Source organism: Rothia sp. 27098_8_27 (assembly GCF_041432805.1).
GTDB classification, from domain to species: Bacteria; Actinomycetota; Actinomycetes; order Actinomycetales; family Micrococcaceae; genus Rothia; species Rothia mucilaginosa.
In genome coordinates this window covers 101043-127691 of sequence record NZ_JAPWAJ010000004.1, presented here as the reverse complement: position 1 = coordinate 127691, position 26649 = coordinate 101043, and the positions used below count along the sequence as shown (strand labels likewise).

At 59.4% G+C, this 26649-nt stretch carries 23 protein-coding genes; 13 read left to right on the top strand and 10 right to left on the bottom strand.

From position 1 onward, the window contains the following. The first annotated feature begins 99 nt into the window (after positions 1-99). From O3675_RS06180 to O3675_RS06155, 6 genes are all read left to right on the top strand, one after another. Positions 100-810 carry a DUF6318 family protein gene (locus O3675_RS06180; protein ID WP_314925202.1) on the top strand — a complete coding sequence of 237 codons (711 nt, stop codon included), beginning with the start codon at positions 100-102 and terminating at the stop codon, positions 808-810. Positions 811-1159: 349 nt separating this feature from the next. Then, the gene (locus O3675_RS06175) at positions 1160-1963 is read left to right on the top strand and encodes a hypothetical protein (protein WP_371571557.1); all 804 of its coding nucleotides are present in this window, start codon (positions 1160-1162) and stop codon (positions 1961-1963) included. Between the two features lie 664 nt (positions 1964-2627). Then, positions 2628-3053: a metal-sensitive transcriptional regulator gene (locus O3675_RS06170; RefSeq protein ID WP_049326785.1), complete on the top strand. Its 426-nt coding sequence runs from the start codon at positions 2628-2630 to the stop codon at positions 3051-3053. A 63-nt stretch (positions 3054-3116) separates the two neighbouring features. Further along, entirely contained in the window at positions 3117-3332 is a 216-nt protein-coding gene (locus tag O3675_RS06165) for a heavy-metal-associated domain-containing protein (protein ID WP_371571555.1), read from the top strand. A gap of 29 nt (positions 3333-3361) precedes the next feature. Continuing rightward, positions 3362-3748, top strand: coding sequence for a hypothetical protein (locus O3675_RS06160; RefSeq protein ID WP_005504270.1), 387 nt, complete (start codon positions 3362-3364; stop codon positions 3746-3748). 282 nt (positions 3749-4030) lie between these two features. After that, entirely contained in the window at positions 4031-6433 is a 2403-nt protein-coding gene (locus tag O3675_RS06155) for a heavy metal translocating P-type ATPase (RefSeq protein WP_371571553.1), read from the top strand. Positions 6434-6718: 285 nt separating this feature from the next. Here the strand turns inward: O3675_RS06155 and O3675_RS06150 are convergent, their stop codons facing one another. The 3 genes from O3675_RS06150 to O3675_RS06140 form a co-directional block, all read right to left on the bottom strand. Next, positions 6719-7375 (bottom strand): NAD(P)H-dependent oxidoreductase, encoded by a 657-nt coding sequence (locus tag O3675_RS06150; RefSeq protein ID WP_371571551.1) that lies wholly within the window; start codon positions 7373-7375, stop codon positions 6719-6721. Positions 7376-7500: 125 nt separating this feature from the next. Continuing rightward, complete coding sequence (locus tag O3675_RS06145; RefSeq protein WP_371571550.1) at positions 7501-8901, bottom strand: MATE family efflux transporter; 1401 nt, start codon at positions 8899-8901, stop codon at positions 7501-7503. Positions 8902-8987: 86 nt separating this feature from the next. Further along, positions 8988-9380 (bottom strand): RNA-binding S4 domain-containing protein, encoded by a 393-nt coding sequence (locus O3675_RS06140; protein WP_371571548.1) that lies wholly within the window; start codon positions 9378-9380, stop codon positions 8988-8990. A 347-nt stretch (positions 9381-9727) separates the two neighbouring features. Here O3675_RS06140 and O3675_RS06135 point away from each other — a divergent pair, with 347 nt between their 5' ends. Continuing rightward, positions 9728-10555: a UDP pyrophosphate synthase gene (locus tag O3675_RS06135; protein ID WP_371571546.1), complete on the top strand. Its 828-nt coding sequence runs from the start codon at positions 9728-9730 to the stop codon at positions 10553-10555. 137 nt (positions 10556-10692) lie between these two features. On the opposite strand, the gene O3675_RS06130 is transcribed toward O3675_RS06135, so the two are convergent. Beyond that, positions 10693-11844 (bottom strand): ABC transporter permease, encoded by a 1152-nt coding sequence (locus O3675_RS06130; RefSeq protein ID WP_371571544.1) that lies wholly within the window; start codon positions 11842-11844, stop codon positions 10693-10695. 158 nt (positions 11845-12002) lie between these two features. Here O3675_RS06130 and O3675_RS06125 point away from each other — a divergent pair, with 158 nt between their 5' ends. Together O3675_RS06125 and O3675_RS06120 are read left to right on the top strand one after the other, a co-directional pair. Further along, positions 12003-12626 (top strand): TetR/AcrR family transcriptional regulator, encoded by a 624-nt coding sequence (locus tag O3675_RS06125; RefSeq protein WP_371571542.1) that lies wholly within the window; start codon positions 12003-12005, stop codon positions 12624-12626. 113 nt (positions 12627-12739) lie between these two features. After that, positions 12740-13900 (top strand): sucrase ferredoxin, encoded by a 1161-nt coding sequence (locus O3675_RS06120; RefSeq protein WP_371571540.1) that lies wholly within the window; start codon positions 12740-12742, stop codon positions 13898-13900. Between the two features lie 155 nt (positions 13901-14055). On the opposite strand, the gene O3675_RS06115 is transcribed toward O3675_RS06120, so the two are convergent. The 3 genes from O3675_RS06115 to O3675_RS06105 all read right to left on the bottom strand — a co-directional run bounded on the left by O3675_RS06115 (position 14056) and on the right by O3675_RS06105 (position 18593). Continuing rightward, positions 14056-15717 (bottom strand): NAD-dependent succinate-semialdehyde dehydrogenase, encoded by a 1662-nt coding sequence (locus O3675_RS06115; protein WP_371571539.1) that lies wholly within the window; start codon positions 15715-15717, stop codon positions 14056-14058. A 366-nt stretch (positions 15718-16083) separates the two neighbouring features. Next, positions 16084-17688 (bottom strand): glycerophosphodiester phosphodiesterase, encoded by a 1605-nt coding sequence (locus O3675_RS06110; RefSeq protein ID WP_371571538.1) that lies wholly within the window; start codon positions 17686-17688, stop codon positions 16084-16086. 392 nt (positions 17689-18080) lie between these two features. Further along, positions 18081-18593 (bottom strand): PTS glucose transporter subunit IIA, encoded by a 513-nt coding sequence (locus O3675_RS06105; RefSeq protein ID WP_049326797.1) that lies wholly within the window; start codon positions 18591-18593, stop codon positions 18081-18083. Positions 18594-18931: 338 nt separating this feature from the next. Between O3675_RS06105 and O3675_RS06100 the strand changes: the two genes are divergently transcribed. Further along, entirely contained in the window at positions 18932-19513 is a 582-nt protein-coding gene (locus O3675_RS06100; RefSeq protein WP_070605210.1) for an arsenic metallochaperone ArsD family protein, read from the top strand. 183 nt (positions 19514-19696) lie between these two features. Here O3675_RS06100 and fbaA read toward each other — a convergent pair whose 3' ends face one another. Further along, positions 19697-20722, bottom strand: a complete 1026-nt coding sequence (fbaA, locus tag O3675_RS06095; RefSeq protein WP_005507927.1) for a class II fructose-bisphosphate aldolase — start codon at positions 20720-20722, stop codon at positions 19697-19699. Positions 20723-20985: 263 nt separating this feature from the next. Here fbaA and O3675_RS06090 point away from each other — a divergent pair, with 263 nt between their 5' ends. The 3 genes from O3675_RS06090 to O3675_RS06080 all read left to right on the top strand — a co-directional run bounded on the left by O3675_RS06090 (position 20986) and on the right by O3675_RS06080 (position 24616). Beyond that, positions 20986-21372 carry a hypothetical protein gene (locus O3675_RS06090; RefSeq protein WP_049342000.1) on the top strand — a complete coding sequence of 129 codons (387 nt, stop codon included), beginning with the start codon at positions 20986-20988 and terminating at the stop codon, positions 21370-21372. Between the two features lie 306 nt (positions 21373-21678). Further along, entirely contained in the window at positions 21679-23280 is a 1602-nt protein-coding gene (locus O3675_RS06085; protein ID WP_314667553.1) for an amino acid permease, read from the top strand. Between the two features lie 283 nt (positions 23281-23563). After that, on the top strand, positions 23564-24616 hold the full coding sequence (locus tag O3675_RS06080) for an ornithine cyclodeaminase (protein ID WP_005504242.1): 1053 nt from the start codon (positions 23564-23566) through the stop codon (positions 24614-24616). A 191-nt stretch (positions 24617-24807) separates the two neighbouring features. Here O3675_RS06080 and O3675_RS06075 read toward each other — a convergent pair whose 3' ends face one another. Then, complete coding sequence (locus O3675_RS06075) at positions 24808-25623, bottom strand: hypothetical protein (RefSeq protein WP_371571535.1); 816 nt, start codon at positions 25621-25623, stop codon at positions 24808-24810. Positions 25624-25888: 265 nt separating this feature from the next. After that, positions 25889-26566 (bottom strand): TrmH family RNA methyltransferase, encoded by a 678-nt coding sequence (locus tag O3675_RS06070; protein ID WP_371571623.1) that lies wholly within the window; start codon positions 26564-26566, stop codon positions 25889-25891. Between the last annotated feature and the right edge of the window lie 83 nt (positions 26567-26649).

Sequence of the window (26649 nt, the reverse complement as noted above, 5' to 3'; positions counted from 1 at the left end):
CGGGGCTGTTTTTCTTCCGGCAGTCAGTTTGACCTGTGAATAACGGCCCGACATGCACATATGCATCACACCATCACCGACGATAGGAGCGTATCTTCTATGGATTCGACCATTTTCAACCGCCGCACCCTGCTGGGCGGCGGCGCACTTGTGGGCCTGGGGGCCCTGCTTGCGGCATGTGGCCAGCAGACAAATAACGAGGCGGCAGCAACCGCATCCGCTGCGCCGAGCGAGACCGCTTCGACGTCTGCGGCGGCGTCTGAGTCGCCTTCGGCGAGCGCTACCCCGTCTACTGTCCGAGGCTACTCGGGCGGCTCCAAGGCACCTGACGGCGAGTACCGCCCTGCGGACGGCAAGGGTCCTGCTCAGAACGTGCCGAAGCCTAACGCCCCTGAAGAGGGCTATCGTGAGAAGTCTATTGAAGGTATCCGTAAGACGATGGATGCTTGGGTGAAATGGACTAATTACGGAATTCAGGTAGGCGATTTTACGGAATCCCGAAAGTACATCTCCAGTAATTTTGAAAGTGAACTTAAGGGATATAAAAGCTTTGAGGACTTGTATAAGCGCGGCGGGTGGATTATTGATGGCATTGACAACTATGTTGCTGATGGAAATCCGTGGTCTGAGGATGGGGAAACCTATTTTTGGAAGGCATATCGCGAGTGGAATTATATAACTCTTGTGGAGCCTACCGGAGAATGGCACCGAAACCGAAATATCCAGAAGGATAATGACACCTGGAAATTTGAGTTTAAGTATTCTGATTCTTCATGGAAAATTATCGGTTACGAACAGGTAGAAGACTAAAATAATGAACAAAATAATAAAATGCAGTGGGATTTTTTCTCTATCTTGCATTCTAGGATTTTGCGGTACCACTAACGTTGATGCATACGTTATTACTGCGCCTTGTTCTGACACATCAGCTAAAGTTTGCCAAATCGAAGTTGAAACAACTACTTCGCGAGGCAGTCAAGATGGTTACGATGAGAAAAATACAGGTGCAGATAATGCCAACCAGGAAATTCAGCAACAATATACTTATTCCACGGTAAATCAGGGAAACGGCGTAAAAGTTACCTACGCCAACGAAAATCACAATATTATGTCATGCACAACCAAAGATGGAAGAATAGGAACATTCAAGTTCACAAACATGTCACTTGAATCTGGCATTCCTGTAGACCACGGAAGTCCTCGAAGCCCCTCCTCAGCTACTTGTATCCCGAATAATACTCGTACTCTCACCAGTGCCGACAGCCCCGGTCCCACCGGTCCGACCTACGAAGAAGTTATGACGGAAATTCGCCACGCAGCAGAATCGCTAGAGCCGGGCAAGCCGACCCTGCACCAGTCCTACAACAACCCCGCAGGCACTGGCCGAGCAGAAGGCGACCCCAACGTCTACAAGGGCGACCAGATCAACTTCTACGTCGATGACGGAGGCCCCTACCGCCTCGAAGCAGACATGCTCGCCGGACACGTCGAAATTGAGCTCATGCCCTCCTCCTATGTCATCGAGTACGGCAACGGCGACACAGATACCAACTACACGGCGGGTAAACCGGTCACCACCTACCCTCGTGAGCGTCCGCGTCAAACGGCTACCAGTTACGCCTACCAGCGCTCTGGCAACTTCCACGCGTACGCGACCGTGCACTACACGGCTCGTTTCCGTGTGGACGGCGGCCCCTGGCAAATGATGATGGTGACTCCACAGGCGACCAGTGACCCGTTGCTGGTCCGTGTGTGGTGGGTTGATGTTGGACGCGTAGCCGATGACTGCAGCTACGACGACACTCGCTGGGGCTGCAAGAACGATCCGACTATGGGCAAGCCGGATAACCCGAACCCGCGCCTGCGCAAGGCCGATATTCGTACCGGTCAGCGATGGCACCTGAATGATAACGGTGACGGGGATACGGAGTATTCGCTGCACCGTGACTGGCCCGATATGTAAACCAGTTCTGACCCAATATATAGATAACCGCAGCAGGCGGCCCCGGATACGGAAGTGTTCAGGGCCGCCCGCTTTTTAGACCGAGGTTTTCGATAGGTTAGTGCCTTCACCGTGGGTCTTTAACCCGCAGTGAAGACACTAACCTATCGACGAAAAGGCTAAGTCATAACCCATAACCAGCTCTCACCTACCTGACGCAGCCGGAGATTCGGTAATAAGCAGCAGATTTCGACCATAGGTTAGTGTCTTTGGCCGTAGTTAAAAACCATGGCAGAAGACGCTAAACCATGGCACAAATTCTGCAGAGGTTCCACCTCCACGCTGGCGGAAATTCGGTAATGACTTAGCAATTTCAGTCATGACTTAGCGTCTTTGGTAATGGTTAAAACCCCAGCCTGAAGTCACTAACCCATTACCGGAAAAGCTAAACCATAACCGACTCCCGCCTACCCGGTGCATTCGGGGCCGCCTGCTTTTTAGACCGAGGTTTTCGATAGGTTAGTGTCTTCGCCGCGGGTCTTTAACCCGCAGTGAAAACACTAACCTATCGACAGGGCCGTAACCTATCGAAGAATCCCCCTATCGACAAGCCCCCGCACCCATACCGCGTAACAACTCGTAACACCCCCTTGCGGTATACCCCCCTAGGGTATATACTGGAGTCATGGAAACCACTAGCAATCAGTGCTGCCACAGCACATCCACCCAGGTCAGCACCGCATCCGGCGCCCCCACTGAGGAGCCCACCGAGGCGCACACCGGCGCATGCTGTAGCGGCGAGGCACCCGAAACCCAGCACGGTTACGCCTCCAACAAAGAGGCGCACCTCAAGCGACTGCGCCGCATCGAAGGGCAGGTCCGCGGCATCGCCCGCATGGTCGATGAAGACAAGTACTGCATCGACATCCTCACCCAGGTTGCCGCGGTCTCCAAGGCGCTCCACGCCGTCTCCCTGAACCTGCTCGAAGAGCACATCGGCCACTGCGTGACCGGCGCCGCCGTCGAATCCGAACGCACCGGCGACCCGACCATCGCAGAGGCCAAGGTCAAAGAGGCAACCGCCGCGATCTCCCGCCTCATGCGCAGCTAAACACGCTGCCCCTAAACACCGGGCAGCCCCAAGTTTTCAACCCATTACCGAAAGGAAATCATCATGAGCACCACCACCGTTAAGGCAACCGGCCTGACCTGCAACCACTGCGCTATGAGCGTCAGCGAAGAGATCAGCGAAGTTCCCGGCGTGACCGGCGTAACCGTGGACGTCGTCAAGGACGGCGTCTCCACCGTGACCATCGAGCACGAGGGCACCCTCAACACCCAGGCTGTTGCAGACGCTATCGCGGAGGCTGGCTTCACCCCCGCCATCTAGCGCGGCAGCCGGCTCGATTAGGAGTCATCATGGCTTACCCTCCGCAGTACATTGCGATGGTTGTTGGCGCGGTTCGCACCCTTGTCGGCACCGAAAACATGCACCTGCGCGACGCGATCACTCGTGTGGCCAGGCAGATGAATCTGGATGCGGCGCTGGTCGATTCGTGGGTGAAGCAGAGCCCCGAATATACGGCACGTGAGGATGCGCCCGGCGCCGCGCGACGTAGCGGCACGAGCGCGAATAAGCGTTCCGCCGAGCACGAGCAGGGCGTGAAGGCGCGTGAGAAGGCGAACGCTTCGCCGTTCCCGCGGGCTGCCGTGAAGCGTGCCTACGGTGTGTCTGATCGTGGCGCGAAGGTGACCGGTATTCGTCCGCATACGAGCAGGCCGGATGGGCTGCCCGGCGACCACTGAGCCGCCACAGCCTTACTCCCACCGCAGCTTTCGCCCTCGCGCGCGTTCGATGCCGCGTCCCGATACTGCACCATACACCGTCCGGGGCGGGGTCCTTCGGGGCCCCTCCCCCGGCTTGGTGTGCGCCTTTTTCTACCCTCCCGTTTTTATTTTTGAGGAAGTATTGTGTCTTCTACACAGCCTTCAACAAGCACCCGTGAGCCCTCATCACAGAGTGAGCGTTCTCTTTTTAATTCCACCGGAACGACCGTAAAATCAACGGAGTCAACCCGAATCATCCACGTGGATATTCAGGGTATGACCTGCGCATCCTGCGTGGGTCGTGTGGAGCGTAAGCTCCGCAAAATCCCCGGCGTTGACCCGGCGGTGAACCTGCCCCTGGAGTCCGCGCGCGTTATCGTGCCCGAGGGCGTGAGCGACGACCAGATCGTTGAGACCATCAACAATGCCGGCTACAAGGCGCACCTCAAGAACGGGCCGCGCGCGGGCGCTGGGACGAACGCGAGCGCATCCGGCGGCGGCAACCAGCACAGCACTCCGAGCATGAATGGCGGCTTCACTGACCGCATTATTTATGCGGCGATTTTGGGTGTGCCGATTTTCTTGATTTCGATGTTCCCGTCGTTCCAGTTCCCGAATTGGGGTTGGGTTGTGGCGGTTCTGACGGCGCCGGTTGCGTTTTGGTGTGCTGCGCCGTTCCACCGTGCGGCGCTTATTAATGCGCGTCATGGCTCGTCCACGATGGATACGTTGGTGTCTCTCGGCGTGGTGTTGGCGTATTTCTATTCGCTGGCGCAGCTGCTCATGAACCCGGCGTTGACGGCGCATGTGCATCATGCGGGCGGTAGTTTCTGGTCGATGTTTACCGGCAACCATGCGCCGCTGTATTTTGATTCGGCGTCCATGGTGACGCTGTTCTTGCTGATTGGCCGCGCGATTGAGCACCGCACTCGCAACCGTTCTTCGGAGGCGCTGCGCACCCTGCTGAGTATGGGTGCGAAGGAGGCGACTCTGCTGCGCACCGATAAGCAGGGTGTGACGAAGCAGGTGCAGGTTCCAGTGGAGGACCTCATGCCGGATGACCTGTTCTTGGTGCGCCCGGGTGAGAAGATCGCCACGGATGGTGTGGTGGTTGAGGGTACCTCCGCGGTGGATGCGTCCCTGCTGACCGGCGAGTCCGTGCCGGTTGAGGTGCATCCGGGTGATGCGGTCACGGGTGCGACGGTGAATACGTCTGGTTCGTTGACGGTGCGTGCGACCCGTGTGGGCGCTGAGACAACCCTGGCGAAGATGGGTGAGCTGGTGGCGAGCGCGCAGGAGACGAAGGCTCCGATTGCTCGCCTGGCGGACCGTGTTTCTGCGGTGTTTGTGCCGGTGGTTTTGGTGATTTCGGCGCTGACCCTGGTCGGTTGGTGGCTGGTTTCTGGTGACGGTGCGGCGGCGTTTAATGCGGCGGTGACGGTACTGGTGGTGGCGTGCCCATGCGCTTTGGGTTTGGCTACTCCGACGGCGCTTTTGGCGGGTACGGGTCGCGGCTGGCAGTTGGGCATTTTGATTCGTAATGCGCAGGTGTTGGAGGCGACGAGCACGGTTGATCGCGTGGTGCTGGATAAGACCGGTACGGTGACGACTGGTGAGATGTCTGTGGCGTTCTACGGCACGTTTGGTGACTATGAGTCGGCGGGTGACTTGTCCGGTATTTCGCCGGAATCCGCAGGTTCCAAGAACGAGCGTTCCCTGTCTGTTCTGCGTGATGCCGCCGCCGTGGAGGCGCTGAGTGAGCACCCGATTGCCCGCGCGATTGCCGGTTTTGCCCGTGAGCAGGGCGTGCTGGCGGAGGGTGCTTCGGCGCCGAGCGTGAGCGGCTTTGAGGGTGTTCCCGGAGGCGTACGCGGCGTGCTGAGCGGCGCGGGTGAAGGCGCTGAGAATGGCGCCTCCCAGCTGGTTGTGGTGGGTACTCCCGAGTACCTGCAGGCGGCGGGTGCGCAGCTGAGCGAGGCTCAGTTGGCCCTGCTGGACCAGGCTCGCCGGGCGGGTCTGACGACGGTGGTTGTCGCCCGCGGTGAGGCCCCTGATGATGCCCCGAACGGTGAGGCCCTGAGCAGCACCTCCGCTCTGCAGCCGGTCGGCATGATTTCGGTTGCCGACACCCCCAAGCCGGAGGCGGCAGAGACCATGGCGCAGCTGCGTGAGCTCGGCCTGGAGCCGATCCTGCTCACCGGTGACGCCCCGCAGGTTGCGCAGGCGGTCGCCTCGCAGGTCGGTATTTCGGCTGAGAACGTGTACGCCGGCGTGACCCCGGAGGGTAAGTCGCAGGTGATTGAGAAGTTGCAGGCTGCCGGTCACCGCGTGGCGATGGTCGGCGATGGCGTGAATGACGCCCCGGCGCTGGCTCTTGCTGAGCTGGGCATTGCGATGGGTTCGGGCACGGACGTTGCCGCGGAGGCAGCCGATATCGTGCTGACCCGTTCGGATGTTGCTTCGGTGGTGACGGCACTGCGTCTCTCCCGCGCTACGTTGCGCACCATTAAGTCGAACCTGTTCTGGGCGTTCGCCTACAATTCGGCGGCTATTCCGGTTGCCGTGGCGGGCCTGCTGAACCCGATGATTGCGGCTGCGGCAATGGCGTTTAGTTCGGTATTTGTGGTGCTGAATTCTATGCGTCTGACGGCGTTTAGGAAGTAGCGAAATATGGCGAGAAATTGCCTGAGCGTATAGCGCGAAATTGCTCGAACATTAGCTCTTCAATAGCCTGAACGAAAATTTCAAAAGTACAGCTCACCGTGCTTTTCGCACGGTAAAAGATATAAAGAAATGCACCGCCCGTGTAAAGGCGGTGCATTTCTTTATATTTAGTTTTCACGGGCGGCGGCTTGAACGTCTAACTTGAACACCTAGCTTGAGCATCCAGCACAAACATCTAGCGCGAACACCCCACCCGATAGCCCGAGCTAACAGCCCGGCAGAACCTTACGCCCAGGTGACCAGGTCCTCGATGGAGCGGCGGCTCTTCGGCGCGATTTCATGGGCACGGTAACCGAAGGTCACAGCCACGGACACGCCGTACTCCTCCGGGTCGAACAGGCCAGCAGAAGCGAGCAGCTCGTTCACTGCTTCGTAGTTCATACCCTCGATGGGGCAGGAGTCGATGCCGAGCATTGCGGCGCCGGTCATCATGTTGCCCAGGGCGATGTAGGTCTGCTTGGATGCCCAGTCGAAGAGCGCGCGGTCGCTTTCCAGGACCTTCATGTCGTTCTTCTGGAAGTTGCCGTAGCGTTCGAGTGCGGCTTCCATCTGCTCCTCGGTGAGGTTGCGGCCTTCGAGGGTGCGGCGCATCCACGGGGTGTCGTAGCGCAGGCCCTTCTTCGCCAGCAGTACGACCAGGTGGCTTGCGTCGTCAAGGGCGCCAGCCATGCCCCAGGCGATCGGCTTGAGCTTTTCGCGCAGTTCGGGGTCCTGGATGACCAGGAACTTCCACGGCTCGGTGCCGACGGAGCTGGGCGACAGGCGCGCAAATTCGAGGATTGCGGCGAAGTCTTCGTCGCTGACGCGGCGGTCGGGGTCGTAGGCGCGGGTTGCGCGGCGGCGGGCGAAAATTTCGAGGGCTTCTTCGCGGGTTACGGTCACGGTTTCATCCTTTGCATGAGGGTTTCAATACCCTGTCATGCTACACCTGCGGAGGGTACGGGCGGTCTAATTGTGAGCCATTACGCCCAGAGCACGTATGTTCGAAGCAATCAGGCTCGAAGGGTTTAGGCACCGGCTTTCATCCACACATCCGAGCGGGCGCGGCGGCCAAAAATGACCGCGCGGATTCCTTGGAAGTACAGAATATACGCCGCCCACAAGCCGCAATACCCGGCGAGCGCATCCATGGCACCGGCGCCGACCGCCCAGTGCAGGCCGAGCATGACCGGCACGTACATCACGAGCATGATGAAGCAGCCGATTGCCAGGTATTTCACGTCCTGCGCGCCCATGAGGATGCCGTCCAGGGTGAACACGTACGCGGCGATGGGCTGGCCGAGGGCGATGATGACGGTGGCGATGGTGAAGAGGAACGCCACCTGCGCGTCCTTGGTGAAAATCCAGGAGCCGAAGAAGCCGATGAGCGGGCAAATCAGGCCGGTGATGACGCCGTAGATGAGGCTCATGCGCAGCAGCCGGTTTTTCAGCTGGCGCACCTTCGCACGTTCGGATTCTATGTTGAGGTCGCGTTCGCCGAGTTCCTTGCCGAGTAGCGCCTGGGCGGCGATGGCGAGGGAGTCCAGGGCGTAGAGGAAGAGGTTAAATACGCCCATGCCGAGCTGGTATGCGGCGGTGTGTTCGGTGCCGAATCGTGCCACGACGAACACGGTCAGCAGGGAGGCGATGCGCATGGACAGGGTGCGCAGCATGAGCCAGGAGCCGAGCGAGAGCACCGAACGCATGCCGGCGACGTCGGGTGCCCAGCGGACGGCGTGTTCGCGGATGCCGCGCATCATGACCACACCGAGGGCGGCAGCCATGCCCCACTGGGTGAGGGAGGTGCCGGTCGCCGAACCGGCAACGCCCCAGCCGACCGGGTAGATGAGCAGCCAGTTCAGCACAATGTTTACGAGCGTGCCGACCGTGGCGACTTTGAGCGGGGTGACGGTGTCTTGCAGCCCGCGGAGCGTGCCGACCTGCGCGAGGATAATCATCATCGGCGGAATACCCCAGAGCGAGTGGTGCAGGTAGTCGAGGGCGTAGCTCATGGTTTCGTCGGTCGCGCCGAGGCCGCGCAGCAGCGGGTCTGCGAAGGCGTATCCGGCGATCATGAGGAGCATGCCGAGGCCGAAGGCGACCCACACTCCGTCCACACCAATCTGCCAGGAGCGGCGCAGGTTCTTCTCGCCGAAGGCGCGCGCCACGGCGGGCGTGACGGAGTAGGCGAGAAAGTTCATGAGGCCCACGACCGTGGTGACGAGCGTGGCGGCGATGCTCATGCCGGCGAGTTCTGCTTTGCCGAGTTGGCCGATGAGGGCGGAGTCGGTGAGCACGAAGATGGGTTCGGCGATGAGCGCGCCGAAGGCGGGTATGGCGAGCGCGAGGATGCGCCGGTTCAGCGAAGGCTCGGCGGCGTTCACTGCGTTCTGACCGGGTTCAGTATTCTGGTGCTTCTGTGTGCTCATCCTTCTAGGCTACTCCCCGCCACCGCCGCGGGTGCCTGCGCGCGGGGTGGGGTGCACTCTGCGAGATAGGCGCGCGAGATGCGCGGTTAGGCGCCTCGGCCGCGCAGTTCGTCGAGGGCGCGGCGGTCCTTCTTGGTGGGGCGGCCGCTGCCTCGTTCGCGTTTGGCGACCGGGGGCATGGAGAGGTAGGCGGGGCGCGGGCCGGAGAGGTCTTCGTAGCAGGTGACGGCGATGGGTGCGCCTACGCGTTTGACGAGGAGTTTTTCGACTTTGAAGACTCGTTCCCAGCCGGGGTAGCGGACCTTGACGATGTCGCCTTTTTTGAGTTTTTGGGAGGGTTTGGCGGGGGCGTCGTTGACGCGCACGTGGCCGCCTTTGCATTCGTCGGCGGCGAGGGAACGGGTTTTAAAGATGCGCACCGACCAGAGCCAGAGGTCGAGCCTGGCGCTGGTTAGTGCGTTGGTGTCTTCTGCGGTCATGTGTTCATTGTGGCGCGAGGCGGGCGGGGCACCAAATCAGGTGCACCCACCTGCCCGTGCTGCGCTTCCACCGTTTTCGCAGTGATTCCACCGTATTTTTGCCGGGGTTTCGGCGGGGTTCCACCATGGTTTTACCGAACCGCTCCGCAACCGGCTCCAAACCCGCCATGCGGCAGAAAATTTTCTATTGCACGCACCAGCCTATTGAGCGCAAACCCGCGTCCACTAGGGGTATTGTTAAGTCACCTTCTCAAGAAGTGTTCTCAAGGCCACCTAGTTCGCGTGGTCTACGGGGGGGGTTGTGGCCGCGACGCCACGGGCTCCCCGTAACAGATTGGATATACACCATGTCAGCTTTGAAAAAGCTCCTGGCGGCTGCCCTCATCAGCACTGTGCTGTCCTCTTGCTCTTTCGGTCCCACGTTGGAGAAGGATGAAAGCGCCCGCGCGATTTTCGACGCAGAAAATGATCAGGTGATCCTGCCCCTGGACGCTTACAACACCGACGGCAAGGACGAATACTTCACCAAGGCCCTTGAGCTCGCCCGCAAAAAGTGCTTTGCCGAACACGGGCAGCACTACAAGATGTTTGTCCGCACCGAGGGGGCCGGCAGGAACTTCGGCAGGACCTACGGAATCTGGAACGTTGAGTACGCCCAAAAATACGGCCTCCACGAGCCCAATGAATCGAATACGCTGGACCTGTCCTCCCCTGCGCCCTCATCCGACCCTGGGAAGGATGTCAGCACCGAATGCTATCAGCGCGCCAGCGATGAGATGAAGCAAATTGGAGAGATACCATTCGGCTCCGCCACGTATAGGCGTTTGGAAACCGATGCTCGAAACGCCGCTGGGGATCGACAGCTCAAAAAATCCCTCGACGACGAGTGGAAGCGATGCGTCAAGGACAAGGGCCTCACCCCCGATAGTGAGATGACGGTCAAGGAAGAAAAGAACATTCCTCAGAGCACCACCCCCTCAGAAGAGGAAATTCGAATCGCCGTCATTCAGGCACAGTGCAATCAGGATGTAGGCCGTTCGCAGAAGCTCTACGACCTGGAGGCGCAGTACCAGAAGCCGCTCGTCGCCAAGAACCAGGCTGCCCTGGAGAATGAGCTCAAAGAATTCAAACGCCGGGACGAGCAGTTCAAGCAGTACGTTCTCGACAACCAGTAACAGCGAATAGCAGTCGGTAATAGTCGGTATGCCGAAAGGGTGTGTGCCGTGTTCAGTGAACACGGCACACACCCTTCTTACGTTGCACCGGCTATATTGCGTCGGCTACGTTGTACCGGCGGTCTAACCCGCGGCGCTTATGCCTCCACCGTTGCGGTGCGGCGCTCCTTGAGAGCCCAGCCAAGCACACCGGTCAGCAGACCGAATGCAATCCAGGAACCGGGCACCAGCCACTGGTCGCTCGTTGCAGCCTCCGGGAAGTATGCAATCGAACGCAACAGGGTCGAGGAGGCACCCGGAACCATCATCTGCCCGATAGCACCCCACGCGCCGGGCAGGAACACGCTCGGCATGCTTGCGCCCGAAATCGGGTTACCAATGAACATGGTGATGACCGCGCCTACAGCGAGACCAATCAGCGGCGAAGACAGTGCACCCACACCCACAATGAAGAAGGCGGTCGCCAGGTAGGTAGCGCCGAACGCAGCCCACAGGGTAGCGAAGTCGCCGGGAATGAAACCGAACCAGGTGCTCAGAATCAGGGCGGTCAGTGCACCACCGATGACGGCGTACAGGGTTGCGGTGGCGAAGCGGCGCCAGGTGCCGTTCACACGCAGTACGGAGAAGGAACCACCGAGAATACCGCCAATGACCAGCGGGAATGCGGCAATAGCCAGACCGGTACCGGAGGAGTCACTCTCGCTCAGGGACACCACTGCGGTGGTCTTCACCGCCATTGCGGATGCCTGCTCGGCCTGCACCTTCATCTGCTCCAGCTGGGCGGCAGCCTGGGCACCCTGCTCACCTCCCGCCTGCACCGCCTGGGTGAGGGCTTCCGTCTTGGCTGCGAGTGCCTTCTGCTGAATCTGCGCGTTCAGCTGGGTGGCAACACCGTTGAGCATCTGGGTTGCTGCGGCGTTCGCGGCGGGGGCGGTCAGCACCTCGGGGGCGGCGCCTTCGGTGAAGATGATTGCGCCGTAGGTTTCGCGCTGCTTGATCTGCCGTTCGGCGTCTTCACGGGAGGATGCCTGCTTCAAGTCGAAGGTTTCAATACCTTGGTCTTTGAGGGACTGTTCAAACTGACTGACGGTCACCTCGGGGCCTGCGATAGAGACGGGCAGGTTTTTGGTTTCCATGGTCTTGGTGGGCCAAGTGAAGGCCAGGACGATGAGTGCTACCAGCAAGGATGCTAGTACGGAGGTACTGATGACCTTGAGCCAGGAGGAGCGCTCGGGGGCTGGGGCGGTCACCGATTCCGCAGTGACTGCGGTGGTAGTTTCGTTGTTCATGACAATCTCCAAACAAAATGCTTATTTCGTTTACGAGACAGAACTCTACTCTCGGTTTTTACCAAGTGCAAACGAAATGGCTATTTTGTTTGCAAAGTCACAAAAAGAATCAGTGTTGTGTTTACGTATTCTTTAGCCTCACCCCCTAGACTGGAACCATGCCCCGATTAACAGACGCCACCAAAGCCGCACGCCGAGCCCAAATCATCGAAGCCGCCATTAGCTGCTTCCTCGAAAAGGGCTACACCAACACCTCCATGAGCGACATCATCAAAGCCTCCGGGCTGTCCTCCGGGTCCATCTACTCGCACTTCTCCGGCAAAGAAGACATCCTCATCAGTGCCATCAACGAGCGCCTCGAAAACGTCAAAAATCTCTACGCCGCACTCCCCGAAGGCGCAGGCCCCCAGGACATTCTCGAAACCATCTACACCAACCAGATGGTGAACGATAACTTCTCCGCCATGCTGCGTATCCGCCTTGAGTCGCTCCACGCACCCGAAATCACCAGGGCAACCGCAGACATCATTCCTCTGTTGCAGAGCATCATCATAAAGACCCTCACCCCCTGGGCCGCTGAACAGCTGAGCGTTCTGCACGAGATTAACCCCGATCCGGCACAGCGCACCCCCGAGCAGGAGTCGCTCATCACCGATTACGCCCGCGACACCGCGGATGCCTTCATGATGGTTTTCCAGGGCTATATGCTCCGCTCCTTCTTCGGCGCCCCCGAGGAAAAGGACCGCCTCTACCGCGTCGCTTTGGCGCTCCTTCCTGAGTAGTTGACCACCCGATAGCCCCTAAAAATCACCCTTGAGCGGTTGTTTTTCAGCATTTAGACCGCGCAGAGGCGACATAGGTCATTCACATCCCGCAGGCGTAGAATCGAGGAATTATGACTGAATCCTGCACCCCCGCAACCCCCGAGCCGCGCGCCAGCGACCCCGCCGAGCTAAAGAACCTTCGTGCCGCACACGCCGATGAGCTCTCCTCACGCACCCGCGCCACGAGCATCCCGGCGGACTCCTGCTCCCTCTACGACGACGAGGCTCTCGGCGGCACCGCCGGACGCGCCACCGCCTGGCTGGCGCTCGAGCACGTGGGCCAGTGGGGCCGCGACGTGCTGGACGGCTCCGCCCTCGGCGAGGAGCTTTCGGAGGCGTTGGGCGAGGCAGTCTCGCAGGCGGGTTTGAAGTTCCTGCTGATCCGCCAGGTGGGCAGGGCGGGGCGTGTACTGCACGGCGTGCTGGATGCATCCGGCAACCCGACCCACCGGGTGCTCTACGCGCTCTGCACACCGGGCGAGGAGAAGCTCTACTCGTTCAGCGTGGATACCCCCGAACAGCTCCTTGAACTGCCCCTGGACAACCCGCAGGAGTTGATTCAGGCGACCGGCGCGGAGCTCATGGACTCCCCCGCCATTCTCGTGTGCACCCACTCCAAGCGCGACCGCTGCTGCGCCCTGCGCGGTCGCCCCATTGCGGCGCACCTGGCGGATATCCTGCCCGGTAACGCGGTCTGGGAGTGCTCGCATACGGGCGGTCACCGCTTTGCCCCGGTCGGCATTATGCTGCCCACCGGCTACACCTACGGTCGCCTCTCGGAGCCTTCGGCGCTGGCGGCGTACCTGTCGCTGGCGGGTCGTTCCATTCCGTCACTGCACGGTCTGCGAGGCCGCAGCACGGATACCCCGGTGGAGCAGGCGGCGGAGGTTGCCGTACGCCTCGAGCTGGAGAAAAAGGGTGAAGAAGTAACCTCTGGAGGTTTGGTTTCACGTGAAACATCGGGGCGGGAGGCATTCATTGCGCTCCGCGAGGCGGGCATCGATGTGAACGTTGAGACAAGCACTGAGTTCTCCCCTGAATTTTTTGCGGCGTTCTCGCCTAAAGATTTCTCCGAGCACCCCACCATGGAGGCGGCACTCACCTCCCACACCGACGGACGCACCTGGGTCACCTTCTTCGAGCGGGTCACCCTTGAGCCGCGCCCCAACTCCTGCGGCAAGGGTCCCGCGGATGCTTTCAGCCGCGAGTTGCTCGCGTTGCACCAGATATAAACCCTGTGCCAGCTATAACCCCTGCGCCAGCTCTAGGCAGAGCCAGTTCTAGCACCCGCGCATAATGTAGACAGCGTGAAGCCCCGACGGGCACCTTCTCGGGTACCCGCCGGGGCTTCGCTGCATTCAGGGTTCGCCGTACCCGGCAAACGGGCTTATCCGGCGAACGGGTTCGGCGCGCCGATGTACTGCAGCTCGGTGTACTCCTCCAGACCCTCGGGGCCACCCTCGCGACCCATACCGGACTGCTTCACACCACCGAAGGGAGCCGCCGCATTCGAAATGACGCCGGAGTTGTAACCGATCAGGCCGAACTCCAGACCAGCCGCCATGCGCGTAAAGCGCGGGTGGTTGCTCGTGTACACGTACGCCGCCAGGCCGTACTCGGTGTCGTTGGCGAGCTTCAGGGCGGTGCGTTCACCCTCCTCACCGTAGCCGCTGAACGTGGCAATCGGGGCGACGGGGCCGAAGATTTCTTCACGCCACACGCGCATCGAATCGGTCACGCCGGTCAGCACGGTGGGGGTCACGAAGTTGCCCTTGTTCAGGTTCTTGGGCATGCCGCCGGTATCGCTCGGAACGTTTTCTGCAAGCTCGGGAATGTACCCGCCGCAGGCGAGGAGTGCACCCTTGCCCAGGGCGTCTTCGACCATAAAAAGCATGGATTCAACCGCTGAAGGTTGAATTAGCGGTCCACAGTCGGTTCCGTCGGCTGTTCCGTCACCCACGACGGTCGCCTCCATGCGCTCCACGAAGGCGCGGGTGAACTCTTCGGCAATGTCCTCGTGCACGATGAATCGGTTGGCGGCGGTGCACGCCTCGCCCATGTTCCTCATCTTCGCCGCGTAGGCGCCCTCCACGGCGGCGGGGATGTCCGCATCCTCAAAGACGATGAACGGGGCGTTGCCGCCCAATTCCATGGAGGTGCGCAGAACGTTCTGCGAGGCCTGCGCGAGCAGGGTGCGACCCACGGCGGTGGACCCGGTGAACGAGACCTTCCGCAGACGCTCATCAGCCATCAGCACGGAGACAACCTCGCCGGTGCGGGAGGTGGTCACCACGTTCAGCACGCCATCCGGCAGGCCCGCCTCACGCATCAGGGACGCGAAGTACAGGGAGCTGAGCGGAGTCAGGGAGGCGGGCTTGAGCACCGCGGTGCAGCCCGCCGCGAGCGCCGGGGCGACCTTGCGTGCCGCCATGGCGAGCGGGAAGTTCCAGGGGGTGATTAGCAGGCAGGGGCCCACGGGGCGGCGTACGGTGGTGATCTGCAGCCCGGATTCGGGGGCGGTGCCGGTGCGGCCGAAGTTGCGGGCAGCTTCTTCGGCGTACCAGCGCAGGTAGTTCGCGGCGTAGGCGACTTCGCCGCGGGACTGGTCGAGGGGCTTGCCCATTTCGAGGGTCATGAGCCGGGCGATAACTTCGGTGCGCTGCGTCATGAGCGTGTAGGCGCGGTTGAGGATGTCCGCGCGTTCGCGGGCGCTGGTTGCCGCCCATGAGGTGCGGGCGTCGCAGGCGGCGTCGAGTGCTTCGATGCCCTGTTCGACGCTGGCGTCGGCGACGTGCGCGAGGATTTGGCCGCAGGAGGGGTTGTGCACGGGGAAGGAGCCGTTGTCGCCGGTGACCCAGCTGCCGCCGATGAGCAGGTCGGTGGGCACGTAGAAGAAGGGGTAGGAGGGTCGTTCGTAGGGGTTGATGGGTTCGCGCTGCGGCATGTTGATGCTTTGCATGTGCGGTTCGGTGCGGCCTCGCAGCTGGGCGGATTTCGCGGAGGGCTGTGCGGCGGGATTCTCGGCGGAGCTTTCGGGTGAGGTGGTCATGGCGTGCCTTTCGGGTTGGGGCGGCCGGTGCGGTCGACTCTGACGCTTTTAATTCTAGTCCCGCACGCTCCCCTACCCCTCGAACCTGCCCCACACCCCATCTATACGTCCCGCGCCCCTACACGTCCCCGCTCGCACTCTCCCCACCCAAAAGACCGAGGGCACGCCGAAGGGGGCCGCATCCACTGTGGATACGACCCCCTTCAGGTGGATTCTCGCTCAGCGCGCGAGTCCTAGCTGGGGATTATGGAAGGCGTTGCCCGGAAGGGATGCTCGGTGTTGCATCCGCTCTGCCCGGTATCCGTATTCTCACCGCTTAGCGGGCGGTGAGGCGGGCACCCAGGTGGACTAGGCCCACCGGTTCTCTCAGATCCAGGACTGGCGTGCCTCGATTCGGGTCAGCTCCAGAGGACCGCCATCGTTGGTGCCGTGGAAGCGGCCGAAGTGTACGTACGGGCCGCGGTAGGCGCTGTGGTTGATGGGGCTGGAGTACTGGCCGTTGACCGTGTAGTAGAAGCTGTTCTTGCTCAGCACGATCTTGCAGTTCAGTGCCTGGCCGGTGGTGACCTTCTGACGCAGCTTCATGGTGTGCAGTACGCGCGGGTTGGTCTGCTTGGGTTCGAAGCAGAGGATCTGCGCTACGGAGCTGCCGCGGTAGTTGGGGCGGATGGCGAGCACGTAGGTGCCGTCTTCCTGGTTTGCGGCGAACTTCTTGCCGATGCCGAAGGGGCCGTCGTGTTCGCGACCGAACGCAATGTAGCCATAGTGTCCCGCCTGCTGCGGCAGTGCACCGGTCCACTTCATGGAGAAGTCGAGGGTGTACTTTTCACGGGTGGTGTAGTTCGCCAGCGGGCCGAGCAGTACGGATTCGTCGTAGCGCTGGTTGTGCACGATGGCGGTGCCAGTCAGGTCGGGCATGTCCGCTGCGACGGACGGGTCGGCGGGCAGCATGCCGTGGGGACGCTGGCCGGTCTTGATCTTGACGCTGGAGTCGAAGGGGTCACCGATTACCCAGTAGGGGTCGGGGCACATGAAGCCCTTAACGCCCAGTGCCTTGTACTTTTCGTAGGCGGAGCGGCGGTGGATTTCCCAGACGATGACTGCCTTGCCGAGGCCGGTGAGGGCGCGTACGTTCTCCTCGCTCATGGAGCCCTGGGAAGCGCCGGTCGGCTTCTCGTAGTAGGGTACGCCGATGGCGTCCACGTTTTCGTGGCGTGCCATTGCGGAGATTTTGTCGATGGGGTCGCCACCGTCGAAGTAGCACCAGGTGGCGCAGCCTGCGGAGTTGGCAAGCTTCAGGTAGCGGGAGGTGGGTTTGAAGCCGCCGCTGCCGTCGCGGTACATCTTGATGACGGTGCGGCGCTGCAGGCCGCGTTCGGTGATGAACTTGACGAGGCCTGCCTGTGCGGGGCCGTCCTTCGCTTCGAGGAACAGTACGACCTTCTTGCCGCCGACGGAGGCGTATTCGCCGCCTGCGGGTACGGCGTCAACCGCTGCGATGGCTTCTTCGAGGGTGGGGATGTCGTACAGGCCGGTCTTCTCGCCCAAGTTTTGGCGCATGTCGACCTTGTGCTGGCGCAGTTCGGCGAGGGTATGGCCGCGCACGTCCATGGACGCACCGGTGGTGCGCTTGATGTTGGTGTCGTGCATGCAGACGAACTGGCCGTCGCTGGTGGTGCGTACGGAAATTTCGACGGCGAGGGCGCCGCGGCGTACGGACTCTGCGTAGGCGTAGGCGGTGTGCTCGGGGCTGATGTTGCCGGCACCGCGGTGGGCGATGAAAAATTCATCGGTCTTGTAGAGCAGCTGATGTGCGGGGGAGCCGCTGTGTACTGCCGCGAGCTGTGCGCGGGTGTTGGCTGCGGCGTGGGCTTCGCCTGCCTGGAGCATGAGGGCGGCGGGTGCCAGTGCGGAGGCGCCGATGAAGCCGCGGCGGCTCAGATTCTTAGAGGTCTTCGGGAATGCAGTCACCGTAGTAGTCCTTTTTCTTTTATGAGTTGAGCGTAATGTGTGTGGTTGTTCATTGAAGTTTTGGTTTATAGCTGAGGGTCCGGATTCTCTCAACTCAAACTACAACTCTATGTAGGATAACGATTTTTTATCGGTGATTCACTGCGTTTACAGGAAAATAGGGTATTATGTGCGCCTCATTCTTACCCGCGGTGTAATGCGGGTGAATGTGTTCCTCCTTTTCCGCCGCTTTTAATAGCGGCATTTTCATACGGTGTTAAAAAATTTCTCGTGTAACGAAAAAGGCCGCGCCCACAGCCCGATTGAGCCTGCAGGACGCGACCTTTTGCGTTAAAACATTTTTCGCGGGTTTTTCACCGCTGTTGAAGCTGAGCTATTTTCGCTGGTTCAGCTTACTTCTTGGATGCCTGAGCGACGCGGTCACCGGCTGCGACGGGGCGGCGTGCCTCAGAGTCCTTGGAGATGTTGAACTTTGCGGTGTTGGTAATCATCACCATGGTTTCCTTGGAGGGGATGCGGCCCTCGATAGCTGCCCAGTCGACCTCGATGATGGGTGCGCCTGCCTCAACCTTGTCACCTACGTTAGCAATCTTGGTGAAGCCGTCGCCACCGAGCTCAACGGTGTCGATACCGATATGGACCAGTACCTCGCCGCCGTTTTCGGTGCGGAGCATGAATGCGTGCAGGGTGTCCTGAATCAGTGCGATGGTGCCTGCAACGGGTGCGACGATGGTGCCTGCGGTGGGGTTCACTGCGTAGCCGTCGCCCATAACGCCCTGAGAGAAAACGGGGTCGGAGACTTCGCTCAGCGGCAGGTACTCGCCGGTAGCAGGTGCGACGTAGACGTCTGCGGACGATGCTTCCTGTGCGGCAGCTTCCTTCTTCTTCTTGCCGAAACCGAACATATATGCTCCTTTTGGTCGTGTGGCGCTATGAATAGCGTGTATTTGTAGCGCTGATGCGTCCGCGTCGGATGCGGGCGTCGTTGCCTTCTTGGTTTCACACCGGGCGGCGCCTGCCTAAATTGCAGGGTTCGCACACTCCGGTGCATATGCACTCAGAATACAACACCTAAACCCGTAGCTCACGAGCTGAGGGTCATTCGACTCGAATTCTGCAAATATTCCGCAAATCTGGAACTTCAACTCACACTTCTGCACTCTTGAGGTCGCGAGTACACTTAGTGAAGGACTGGCACCCCTCCCCCGAGCCGGTGCCCATAAGAGAGAAAAGGCTGAAACTGATGACTGAAGCGGCTGAAACCGTTCTTGAAGTATTTATTCCGGGCCCCGGTGAGAACCCGGAGGATCCGCAGGATATGGAGCGCTCCGAGTTCCTGGGCGCCGCACAGGAGGCTCTGGATTCGGGCGTGGACATTGAGGTGTACTCCACCGACTCCTACCCGTCCGCATTTGAAGAGTGCGCACCGGTGGCGGAGCAGATTGAGATGAACGGCATCGAGGTTCTGCCGCTCATGCTGGTCAACGGCGAGGTGAAGGTGTCCTTCGCGTACCCGACCGCCGAGCAGATTAAGCGTTTCTCCCGCGCCCACCTGGTCGCCCAGCCGAAGGCGAACGCGGCAGCGGCTGCATGCGGCCCGTCCGGTTCCCCGGCGGCGTCGATGATTCCGAACCTGAGCGGCGAACCCGCCGGTTTCGCGGCAACCCTGGCGGGTAAGGCACCCCAGCCGGTCGGCGGCCCCGAGATTGGTAACCGCGTGAACCTCATGGGTGGCGACACTGGCGACGGTATCCCCACCTCCGGTTCGGTGGCTGTGAAGTCCGGTGGCTGCGGATGCGGTGGTTGCGGCTGCGGCGGCAAGTAAACCCGCCCCTGCCGGCAACGAGCGCCCGGCTCGCCCGGTTCTAAACTGCGCACCCAAAGAACTGCATAAACAAAGAGCGGTGCCCGCCTCCTCGTGATGAGGAAGCGGGCACCGCTTTCGCTTAACGAAGCTTAGGTTCACACCCGGCAGCACCTACGAGAGCTGCGGCGGGCGAACAGCACCTTACTTGATGGAGGTACCGACGGAACCGAGCTGCTGGCAAGCCTCGACCACGCGTGCGGCCATGCCTGCCTCTGCAGCTGCACCCCAAACGCGGGGGTCGTAGGTCTTCTTGTTGCCGACCTCGCCGTCAACCTTCAGCACACCGTCGTAGTTGCTGAACATGTGGCCAGCAACGGGACGGGTGAATGCGTACTGGGTGTCGGTGTCGATGTTCATCTTGATAACACCGTAGGACACTGCGTCTGCAATCTCCTGCTCGGTGGAGCCGGAGCCACCGTGGAAGACCAGGTAGAAGGGCTTGTCGCCCTTGCCGTACTTAGCGCCGACCTCGGTCTGGATTTCCTTGAGCAGCTCGGGGCGCAGGTGAACGTTACCGGGCTTGTACACGCCGTGAACGTTACCGAAGGTCAGAGCAGCCATGTAGGTGCCCTTCTCGCCCAGGCCGATTGCCTCAACGGTCTTGATTGCGTCTGCAACGGTGGTGTACAGGGAGTCGTCGATAGCGCCTTCAACGCCGTCTTCCTCGCCACCAACGGCACCGATCTCAACCTCAAGCACGATGTTTGCCTTGGAGGTACGCTCAATCAGCTCAGCAGCGATCTTCAGGTTCTCGTCCAGGTCGATTGCGGAGCCGTCCCACATGTGGGAGTTGAAGATGGGGTCTTCACCGCGAGCAACAGCCTTCTCGGACTCTGCCAGCAGGGGCAGAACGAAGCCGTCCAGCTTGTCCTTGGGGCAGTGATCGGTGTGCAGTGCAATGTTCACGTCGTACTGCTTAGCAACTTCGCGTGCGTATGCTGCGAAGGCCAGGGAGCCAACGACCATGTCCTTCTTGGAAGCGCCGGACCAGTATGCTGCACCACCGGTGGATGCCTGGATGATGCCGTCCGAGCCAGCCTCTGCGAAGCCGCGGATTGCAGCGTTCAGGGTCTGGGAGGAGGTCACGTTCACTGCGGGGTACGCGAAGCCCTTTTCCTTCGCGGTCTGCAGCATTTCTGCGTAAACTTCGGGGGTTGCAATAGCCATATGCTGACTCCTTGGATAGATGCGACCGGTTACCGATGCTGGGCCGGTTCACCATATTTTGTTGGCGCGCGAGACGCCTCCTACTCGCACTATTTTACCAAGATACGACTTATTTATCGTTAATTTTTTGTGGGTTTTTTTGGGTTTACTGCAGCGAAATTTCCGCGAAATACCGCGGTAAAGTAGAGGTGTTAATGACTTGATGTCTTCTGCGCGTGCAGGCCAGCGCACACATCACCCGGACGCGACGAAAGGAACCTCCCATGAGCAAGGCGAGCGCTAAAAATAATCCGAAACAGCTCGACGCAAAACGTGAGAAGCGTGCCCGCCAGGCGCAGCGTCGTGCTGAGCGTGAGCATCCGAATGCGGCGGCTATTGCCCCGGTGCGCGCCCAGTTGGATGAGGTTCTGGAGCGTAAGAGTCGGCATGTTTTGGGGCATGGCGATATGGCGAAATCCCTTGAGTTGATGGAGAAAATGCGTGATGAGGGCGCGAGTGACCACGAGATTGATGTGGCGCTTGCGGAGGCGAAGCTCCCCTCGGTCGTGCAGGTGGGCCGTAAGTCGTTGATGCGTTGGCCGAGCTGGTGGTGGTTGAATCGTCGTGAGCGCGCGTTGCGGGCGAAGATTGATCGCCTGATGGAGGGCTAAGTCCCCGTTGTGAATAGGTTGTGAGAGCACCCCGTTGTGGGTGCTCTTGTACTGTGCGGTGGTGGGGTAATTGATTTTTTGGACTCAGGGTTCAATTAATCTATTTCACAAAACAATGAAAACCACACAATACAACATGAACCAAATATATTCATAAGATATGCGTTATATTTATATAAATTGTTACGTGATGCGGGTTATATTTACCTAAATTACCGTGCTATAGTCATTACAACCCGCAGACGTGTTCCCAACCACATTTCGTGTAGCACGTGCTTCAGACGTAACTATCCAAGGAGGTATAGCGTGAGCACCTCACCGAACAAGAACCCGCAGACTTCTGCAGCGGATCAGTACACTAAGCCCCCCACAGACGACCCGTTCGCACACGAACAGGAAGGCTTCCACAAGGGGCTTGGCGCACGTCAGCTCCAGATGATCGCCATCGGTTCCGCTATTGGTACCGGCCTGTTCCTGGGCACCGGTAGCCGCCTGCAGGACGCAGGCCCCATGCTCGCCGTCATCTACGCCGTCATCGGCTTCTTCGGCTACCTGATCCTTCGAGCCCTCGGCGAGCTGATCCTTCACCGCCCTTCCTCGGGCTCCTTCGTCTCCTACACCCGCGAATTCTACGGTGAAAAGGCCGCATTCGTATCCGGATGGCTGTACTGGCTGAACTGGGCAATGACCGCCGTTGCAGACGCTACCGCTATCGCTATCTACATCAGCTGGTTCGGTCGATACAACCAGTTCTTCGCAGATATTCCTCAGTGGCTTAGCGCATTCATCGTCGTTATCGTCACCGTGGCTCTGAACCTTATCTCCGTGAAGCTCTTCGGTGAGCTGGAATTCTGGTTCGCGCTCATTAAGATTCTTGCCCTGCTGTCCTTCATGGCGGTAGGTATCTGGTACCTGGTCTTCGGTGAACCCATCAACGGCGTCCGCCCCGGCCTTGAACTCATCGCTGCCAATGACGGCTTCTTCCCCAACGGCATTCTTCCCGCTCTTATCGTGGTTCAGGGCGTTGTGTTCGCCTACGCCGGTATTGAGCTGGTCGGCACCACCAGTGGTGAAACCAAGAACGTTGAGAAGGTTATCCCCCGCGCTATCAACACCGTGATCTGGCGTATCGCGATCTTCTACGTTGGTTCCGTGGTTCTGCTCTGCCTGCTCATGCCCTACACCGCATACAAGGATGCAGAGTCGCCGTTCGTGACCTTCTTCGACGCTATCGGCATTGACGGTACCGCACCGATTATGCAGCTGGTCGTTATTACCGCGGCTGCTTCCTCGCTGAACGCTGGCCTGTACTCCACCGGCCGTATCCTCCACTCGATGGGTGTTGCAGGTTCGGCACCGAAGTTCACCACCAAGGTGTCCCGCTCCGGCGTTCCGGTGGCAGGTATTCTGCTGACCGGTGTGATTGGCCTCTTCGGCGTTGTGCTGAACTTCTTCGTTCCCGAGCAGGCGTTCGAGGTCGTGCTGAACATCGCATCCGTGGGCACTATGGCTAGCTGGGCGGCTATCGCAATGTCGCACCAGAAGTACCTGAAGCTGGTCGGCGAGGGCAAGTACAAGCGCCCCAACTACCGCGCACCCGGCGGTCGCTTCAGCGACTGGGCTGTGATGGTGTTCCTCGCTGTTGTGATGGTGCTGATGGCTCTGGATTACCCGGTGGGTACCTACACCCTGGCATCGCTACTGCTGGTTATCCCGCTGCTGATTATCGGCTGGTACACGGTTCGTGACCGCGTCAACGAGATTGCTCGCGTCCGTGAAGGCTACACCGGTTCCGTGCCTGTGATTGCTGCCCGCCCCGTGGTGAAGAAGCTCGTTTCGGAGCCTCGTACCCACATTGACCTGGGTGAACTGGACGCTGAGGACGAGGACAAGCCGAAGGGCAACTAACCCGACGGCAGCCTCCGATCCCGTGATATCCCAGTGAAATCCCGGTGAAGGCGATGAGGGGGTTCTAGACCCTAGCCCGTAGGTTCCAGGAGTTCTAGAACCCCCTCCCTGCACGTCTTTTCGTGTTCGTTCCGTATTACATCCGTGTAATACATAAAGCAAAGTACATATCTACAGCATTTCTAATACGGTGTGTCCTGCAATATATTTTGAGATAATAGATATCCGCAGTGACCACCAGATGCACAAAGAAGTTTTGTGCAGATATTCAAAGGAGAAAATCATGACTGAACGTCCTAGCGCACACGCGGTGGAATTTGTTGACGTCGCCTCGATGGCGAAGTGGATTCAGAAGGACGGCGTAGGCAACATCATTGCCGGCATGGTCGACTTCCTCGAAGAAGACTTCAAGAAGTGGCAGAGCTTCGACAAGATCCCGCGCGTCGCCTCCCACACCCCCTTCGGTGTAATTGAGTTGATGCCCACCTCCGACAACATCACCTACTCCTTCAAGTACGTGAACGGCCACCCGTCGAACCCGGCACGCGGCTTCCAGACCGTGACCGCGTTCGGTTTGCTCGCTGACGTGGACAACGGCTACCCCGTGTTCCTGGCTGAGATGACCCTGCTGACCGCGCTGCGTACCGCCGGCGTGTCCGCTATGGTTGCTAAGCACCTGGCACGCAAGGATTCGAAGAAGATGGCGATGATTGGTACCGGCTCGCAGTCTGAGTTCCAGGCGCTGGGTATGCGCGCTGTGCTCGGCATTGAGGACCTGTCCGTCTACGACGTTGATCCGCACGCGATGGAGAAGTTCCGCCGTAACCTGGAGCCGCTGGGCTTCCGCATCCACCTGGCTAAGGACGTGGATGAGGCTGTTGAGGGTGCCGATATTATTACCACCTGCACCGCCGATAAGCAGCAGGCGAAGGTTCTGCTGGACCGCCAGGTGAAGCCCGGCGTGCACCTGAACGCTATTGGTGGCGACTGCCCCGGCAAGACTGAGCTGGAAAGCGAAATTCTGGACCGTTCCACCGTGTTTGTTGAGTTCCCGCCGCAGACCCGCATTGAGGGCGAGATTCAGCAGAAGGACCCGGACTTCCCGGTGGTGGAGTTCTGGAAGGTTCTGACCGGTGAGGAGCCGGGTCGCGTGTCGGATGAGCAGATTACCCTGTTTGATTCGGTGGGCTTCGCGATTGCTGACTTCTCGGGTCTGCGTTATGCCCGTGCGGCTACGCAGGACACCGACCTGCAGCAGTTCATTGACCTGGTTGCTAGCCCGGATGATCCGAAGGATCTGTACTCGCTGGTGAACGTTAACGTTCCGGTGGGCTAAAGGACTAAGCAGCCTGACGCTGAGTGGCCTTGAGTTGGCGAGCCGGTAAGGTGCGCCAGCATGGGCTGCGAGGTTGAGAGTGAATAAAGTGAGGGCCGGGGAGTGGTAACACTCCCCGGCTCCTTCTTATGAAATTTGCTTGTGGGCATTCTGCGGCTGGTTCACCCGTTCTACCCTTCAGGTGGGTGCGACTACTGGCGGGTGGCGATAATTTCGCGCGCCTTCGCTATCTTCGCATCACGATCGGCCTTCAATTCATTCAGTAGCGCCTGATTCTTCTCAATCAAAGGACCCTGATAGGACGCCTCAAGATCACCCAAACGCTGAGCCAACCTCACCTTCTCACTACATTGAGCTTCAATGGTTGCCAGGCGGATAACCTCCTCCAATACTTTGGGATCATCAGCATTCAGATTGGCCGTTTCTTGGCTCGACCATTCACCATCCCCGGTGCGAGGCGTCAACCCTTTCTCACGCTGACAGTCCCACCAATCTGAGCGGGCTTTCTTCCATTCAGGGTCACCCTGCGCACGCTGGTACGCTTCACTACGGATACGACCGACAGGGCGGTACTTTTTCTCATCATCCTCATCAAAATAGAGCATATCCAGTTCTTCCCGATGCTCTTCGCGGCAGCTAGCCTTGACGTCTTCAGGGATGCTCTCATAAATCCTATACTGCTCTTCTCTGACTTTGCTGGACGTAAAATGATTCGCCGCATGCTTCACATTCCAGGAGCCGTACTGGGAGGCGTCGCCAGAAACGAAGCCGTTTTCTAGAATTTCAAAATCGTATCCCTTTTTCGCGTAGCACTCTTTAAGAATCAACAAATACGCCCTATATGTTATATCTAGGGCCTGGTCACTCATGTCGTATTCGTCGAGCGGAAGAGTAATATAGTTATTTTCAAAATCTAGCTGGGCTTTGAGGCTAGTATCTTTAGGCGCAGCGGCGCAGGAACTTAAAGCTAAAGCAAAGCAGGCGAGTAGGGCAGCAGATTTCTTCATTGTTACCGACTCCTTTCAGGGGAATGACGCCGCGGTCATTCATATGCACAACCCGCAACCATTGGCGAGCCGAAGCCAGGAAATCCATCGCATGTCCCAAACTGAAGTTGAGAGTGCGATTCTCATATCTCCTGTGATTTGCGTTAACACTAACACGCCTAGGTAATTCCATGCGTGGTTTAAGCCGCCCAAACCACAACGAAAAAGGTTCCGACGCGCACACAACGCATCGGAACCTTTAAACACCTCATAAACAGCCACCAAACTACGACGGAATCTGGCCAAACACATGGCGGCGAACCCACGCATGCATCGCAATACCCGCAGCCGTCGCCGCATTCATCGAACGCGTCGACCCAAACTGCTCAATCGACAACGTATCCTTAGCCGCCGCATGCAACTCCTCCGACAAGCCCGGGCCCTCCTGACCAAAAACCAGCACGCACTTCTTCGGCAGATCATACGTCTCCAGCGGCACCGAATCCGGAAAAATATCAATACCAATAATTTCCAGACCCTCAGCCTGCGCCCACGCCACAAAATCCTCAATCGTCGGATGATGACGCACATGCTGATAACGATCCGTCACCATCGCACCACGACGATTCCAGCGGCGACGCCCAATAATATGGACCTCCTTCGCCAACATCGCATTCGCAGTACGCACCACCGTGCCAATATTCAGGTCATGCTGCCAATTCTCAATCGCCACATGAAAATCATGGCGGCGCGTATCCAGGTCAGCAATAATCGCGTCCATCGACCAGTAACGGTACTTATCCACCACGTTACGGCGGTCGCCCTCACGCAGCAGCTCCTCATCCCAATGGTCGCCCTCAGGCCACGGGCCCTCCCACGGGCCCACACCCACCTCAAAACGGGCAGTACCCTGCTCAGTACCCACAATAGCCTCAGCTACAGCCGCCTCACGATTCTCAACCATCACAACCGCCTTCACGCCAACAACCGGCGCCACGACCGGCGCCCACAGAGCCATCTTACAGACAAAAACCCGCACCACCAGCC

Excerpts from the sequence above, each read along its gene's own strand:
- O3675_RS06120 (WP_371571540.1), top strand. The coding sequence starts at position 12,740 with ATGACTGAATCCTGCACCCCCGCAACCCCCGAGCCGCGCGCCAGCGAC.
- O3675_RS06070 (WP_371571623.1), bottom strand. The coding sequence starts at position 26,566 with ATGGTTGAGAATCGTGAGGCGGCTGTAGCTGAGGCTATTGTGGGTACT.
- O3675_RS06100 (WP_070605210.1), top strand. The coding sequence starts at position 18,932 with ATGACTGAAGCGGCTGAAACCGTTCTTGAAGTATTTATTCCGGGCCCC.
- O3675_RS06125 (WP_371571542.1), top strand. The coding sequence starts at position 12,003 with ATGCCCCGATTAACAGACGCCACCAAAGCCGCACGCCGAGCCCAAATC.
- O3675_RS06170 (WP_049326785.1), top strand. The coding sequence starts at position 2,628 with ATGGAAACCACTAGCAATCAGTGCTGCCACAGCACATCCACCCAGGTC.
- O3675_RS06105 (WP_049326797.1), bottom strand. The coding sequence starts at position 18,593 with ATGTTCGGTTTCGGCAAGAAGAAGAAGGAAGCTGCCGCACAGGAAGCA.
- O3675_RS06130 (WP_371571544.1), bottom strand. The coding sequence starts at position 11,844 with ATGAACAACGAAACTACCACCGCAGTCACTGCGGAATCGGTGACCGCC.
- O3675_RS06145 (WP_371571550.1), bottom strand. The coding sequence starts at position 8,901 with ATGAGCACACAGAAGCACCAGAATACTGAACCCGGTCAGAACGCAGTG.
- O3675_RS06140 (WP_371571548.1), bottom strand. The coding sequence starts at position 9,380 with ATGACCGCAGAAGACACCAACGCACTAACCAGCGCCAGGCTCGACCTC.
- O3675_RS06080 (WP_005504242.1), top strand. The coding sequence starts at position 23,564 with ATGACTGAACGTCCTAGCGCACACGCGGTGGAATTTGTTGACGTCGCC.
- O3675_RS06090 (WP_049342000.1), top strand. The coding sequence starts at position 20,986 with ATGAGCAAGGCGAGCGCTAAAAATAATCCGAAACAGCTCGACGCAAAA.
- O3675_RS06180 (WP_314925202.1), top strand. The coding sequence starts at position 100 with ATGGATTCGACCATTTTCAACCGCCGCACCCTGCTGGGCGGCGGCGCA.
- O3675_RS06135 (WP_371571546.1), top strand. The coding sequence starts at position 9,728 with ATGTCAGCTTTGAAAAAGCTCCTGGCGGCTGCCCTCATCAGCACTGTG.
- O3675_RS06075 (WP_371571535.1), bottom strand. The coding sequence starts at position 25,623 with ATGAAGAAATCTGCTGCCCTACTCGCCTGCTTTGCTTTAGCTTTAAGT.
- O3675_RS06160 (WP_005504270.1), top strand. The coding sequence starts at position 3,362 with ATGGCTTACCCTCCGCAGTACATTGCGATGGTTGTTGGCGCGGTTCGC.
- fbaA (WP_005507927.1), bottom strand. The coding sequence starts at position 20,722 with ATGGCTATTGCAACCCCCGAAGTTTACGCAGAAATGCTGCAGACCGCG.
- O3675_RS06115 (WP_371571539.1), bottom strand. The coding sequence starts at position 15,717 with ATGACCACCTCACCCGAAAGCTCCGCCGAGAATCCCGCCGCACAGCCC.
- O3675_RS06175 (WP_371571557.1), top strand. The coding sequence starts at position 1,160 with ATGTCACTTGAATCTGGCATTCCTGTAGACCACGGAAGTCCTCGAAGC.
- O3675_RS06165 (WP_371571555.1), top strand. The coding sequence starts at position 3,117 with ATGAGCACCACCACCGTTAAGGCAACCGGCCTGACCTGCAACCACTGC.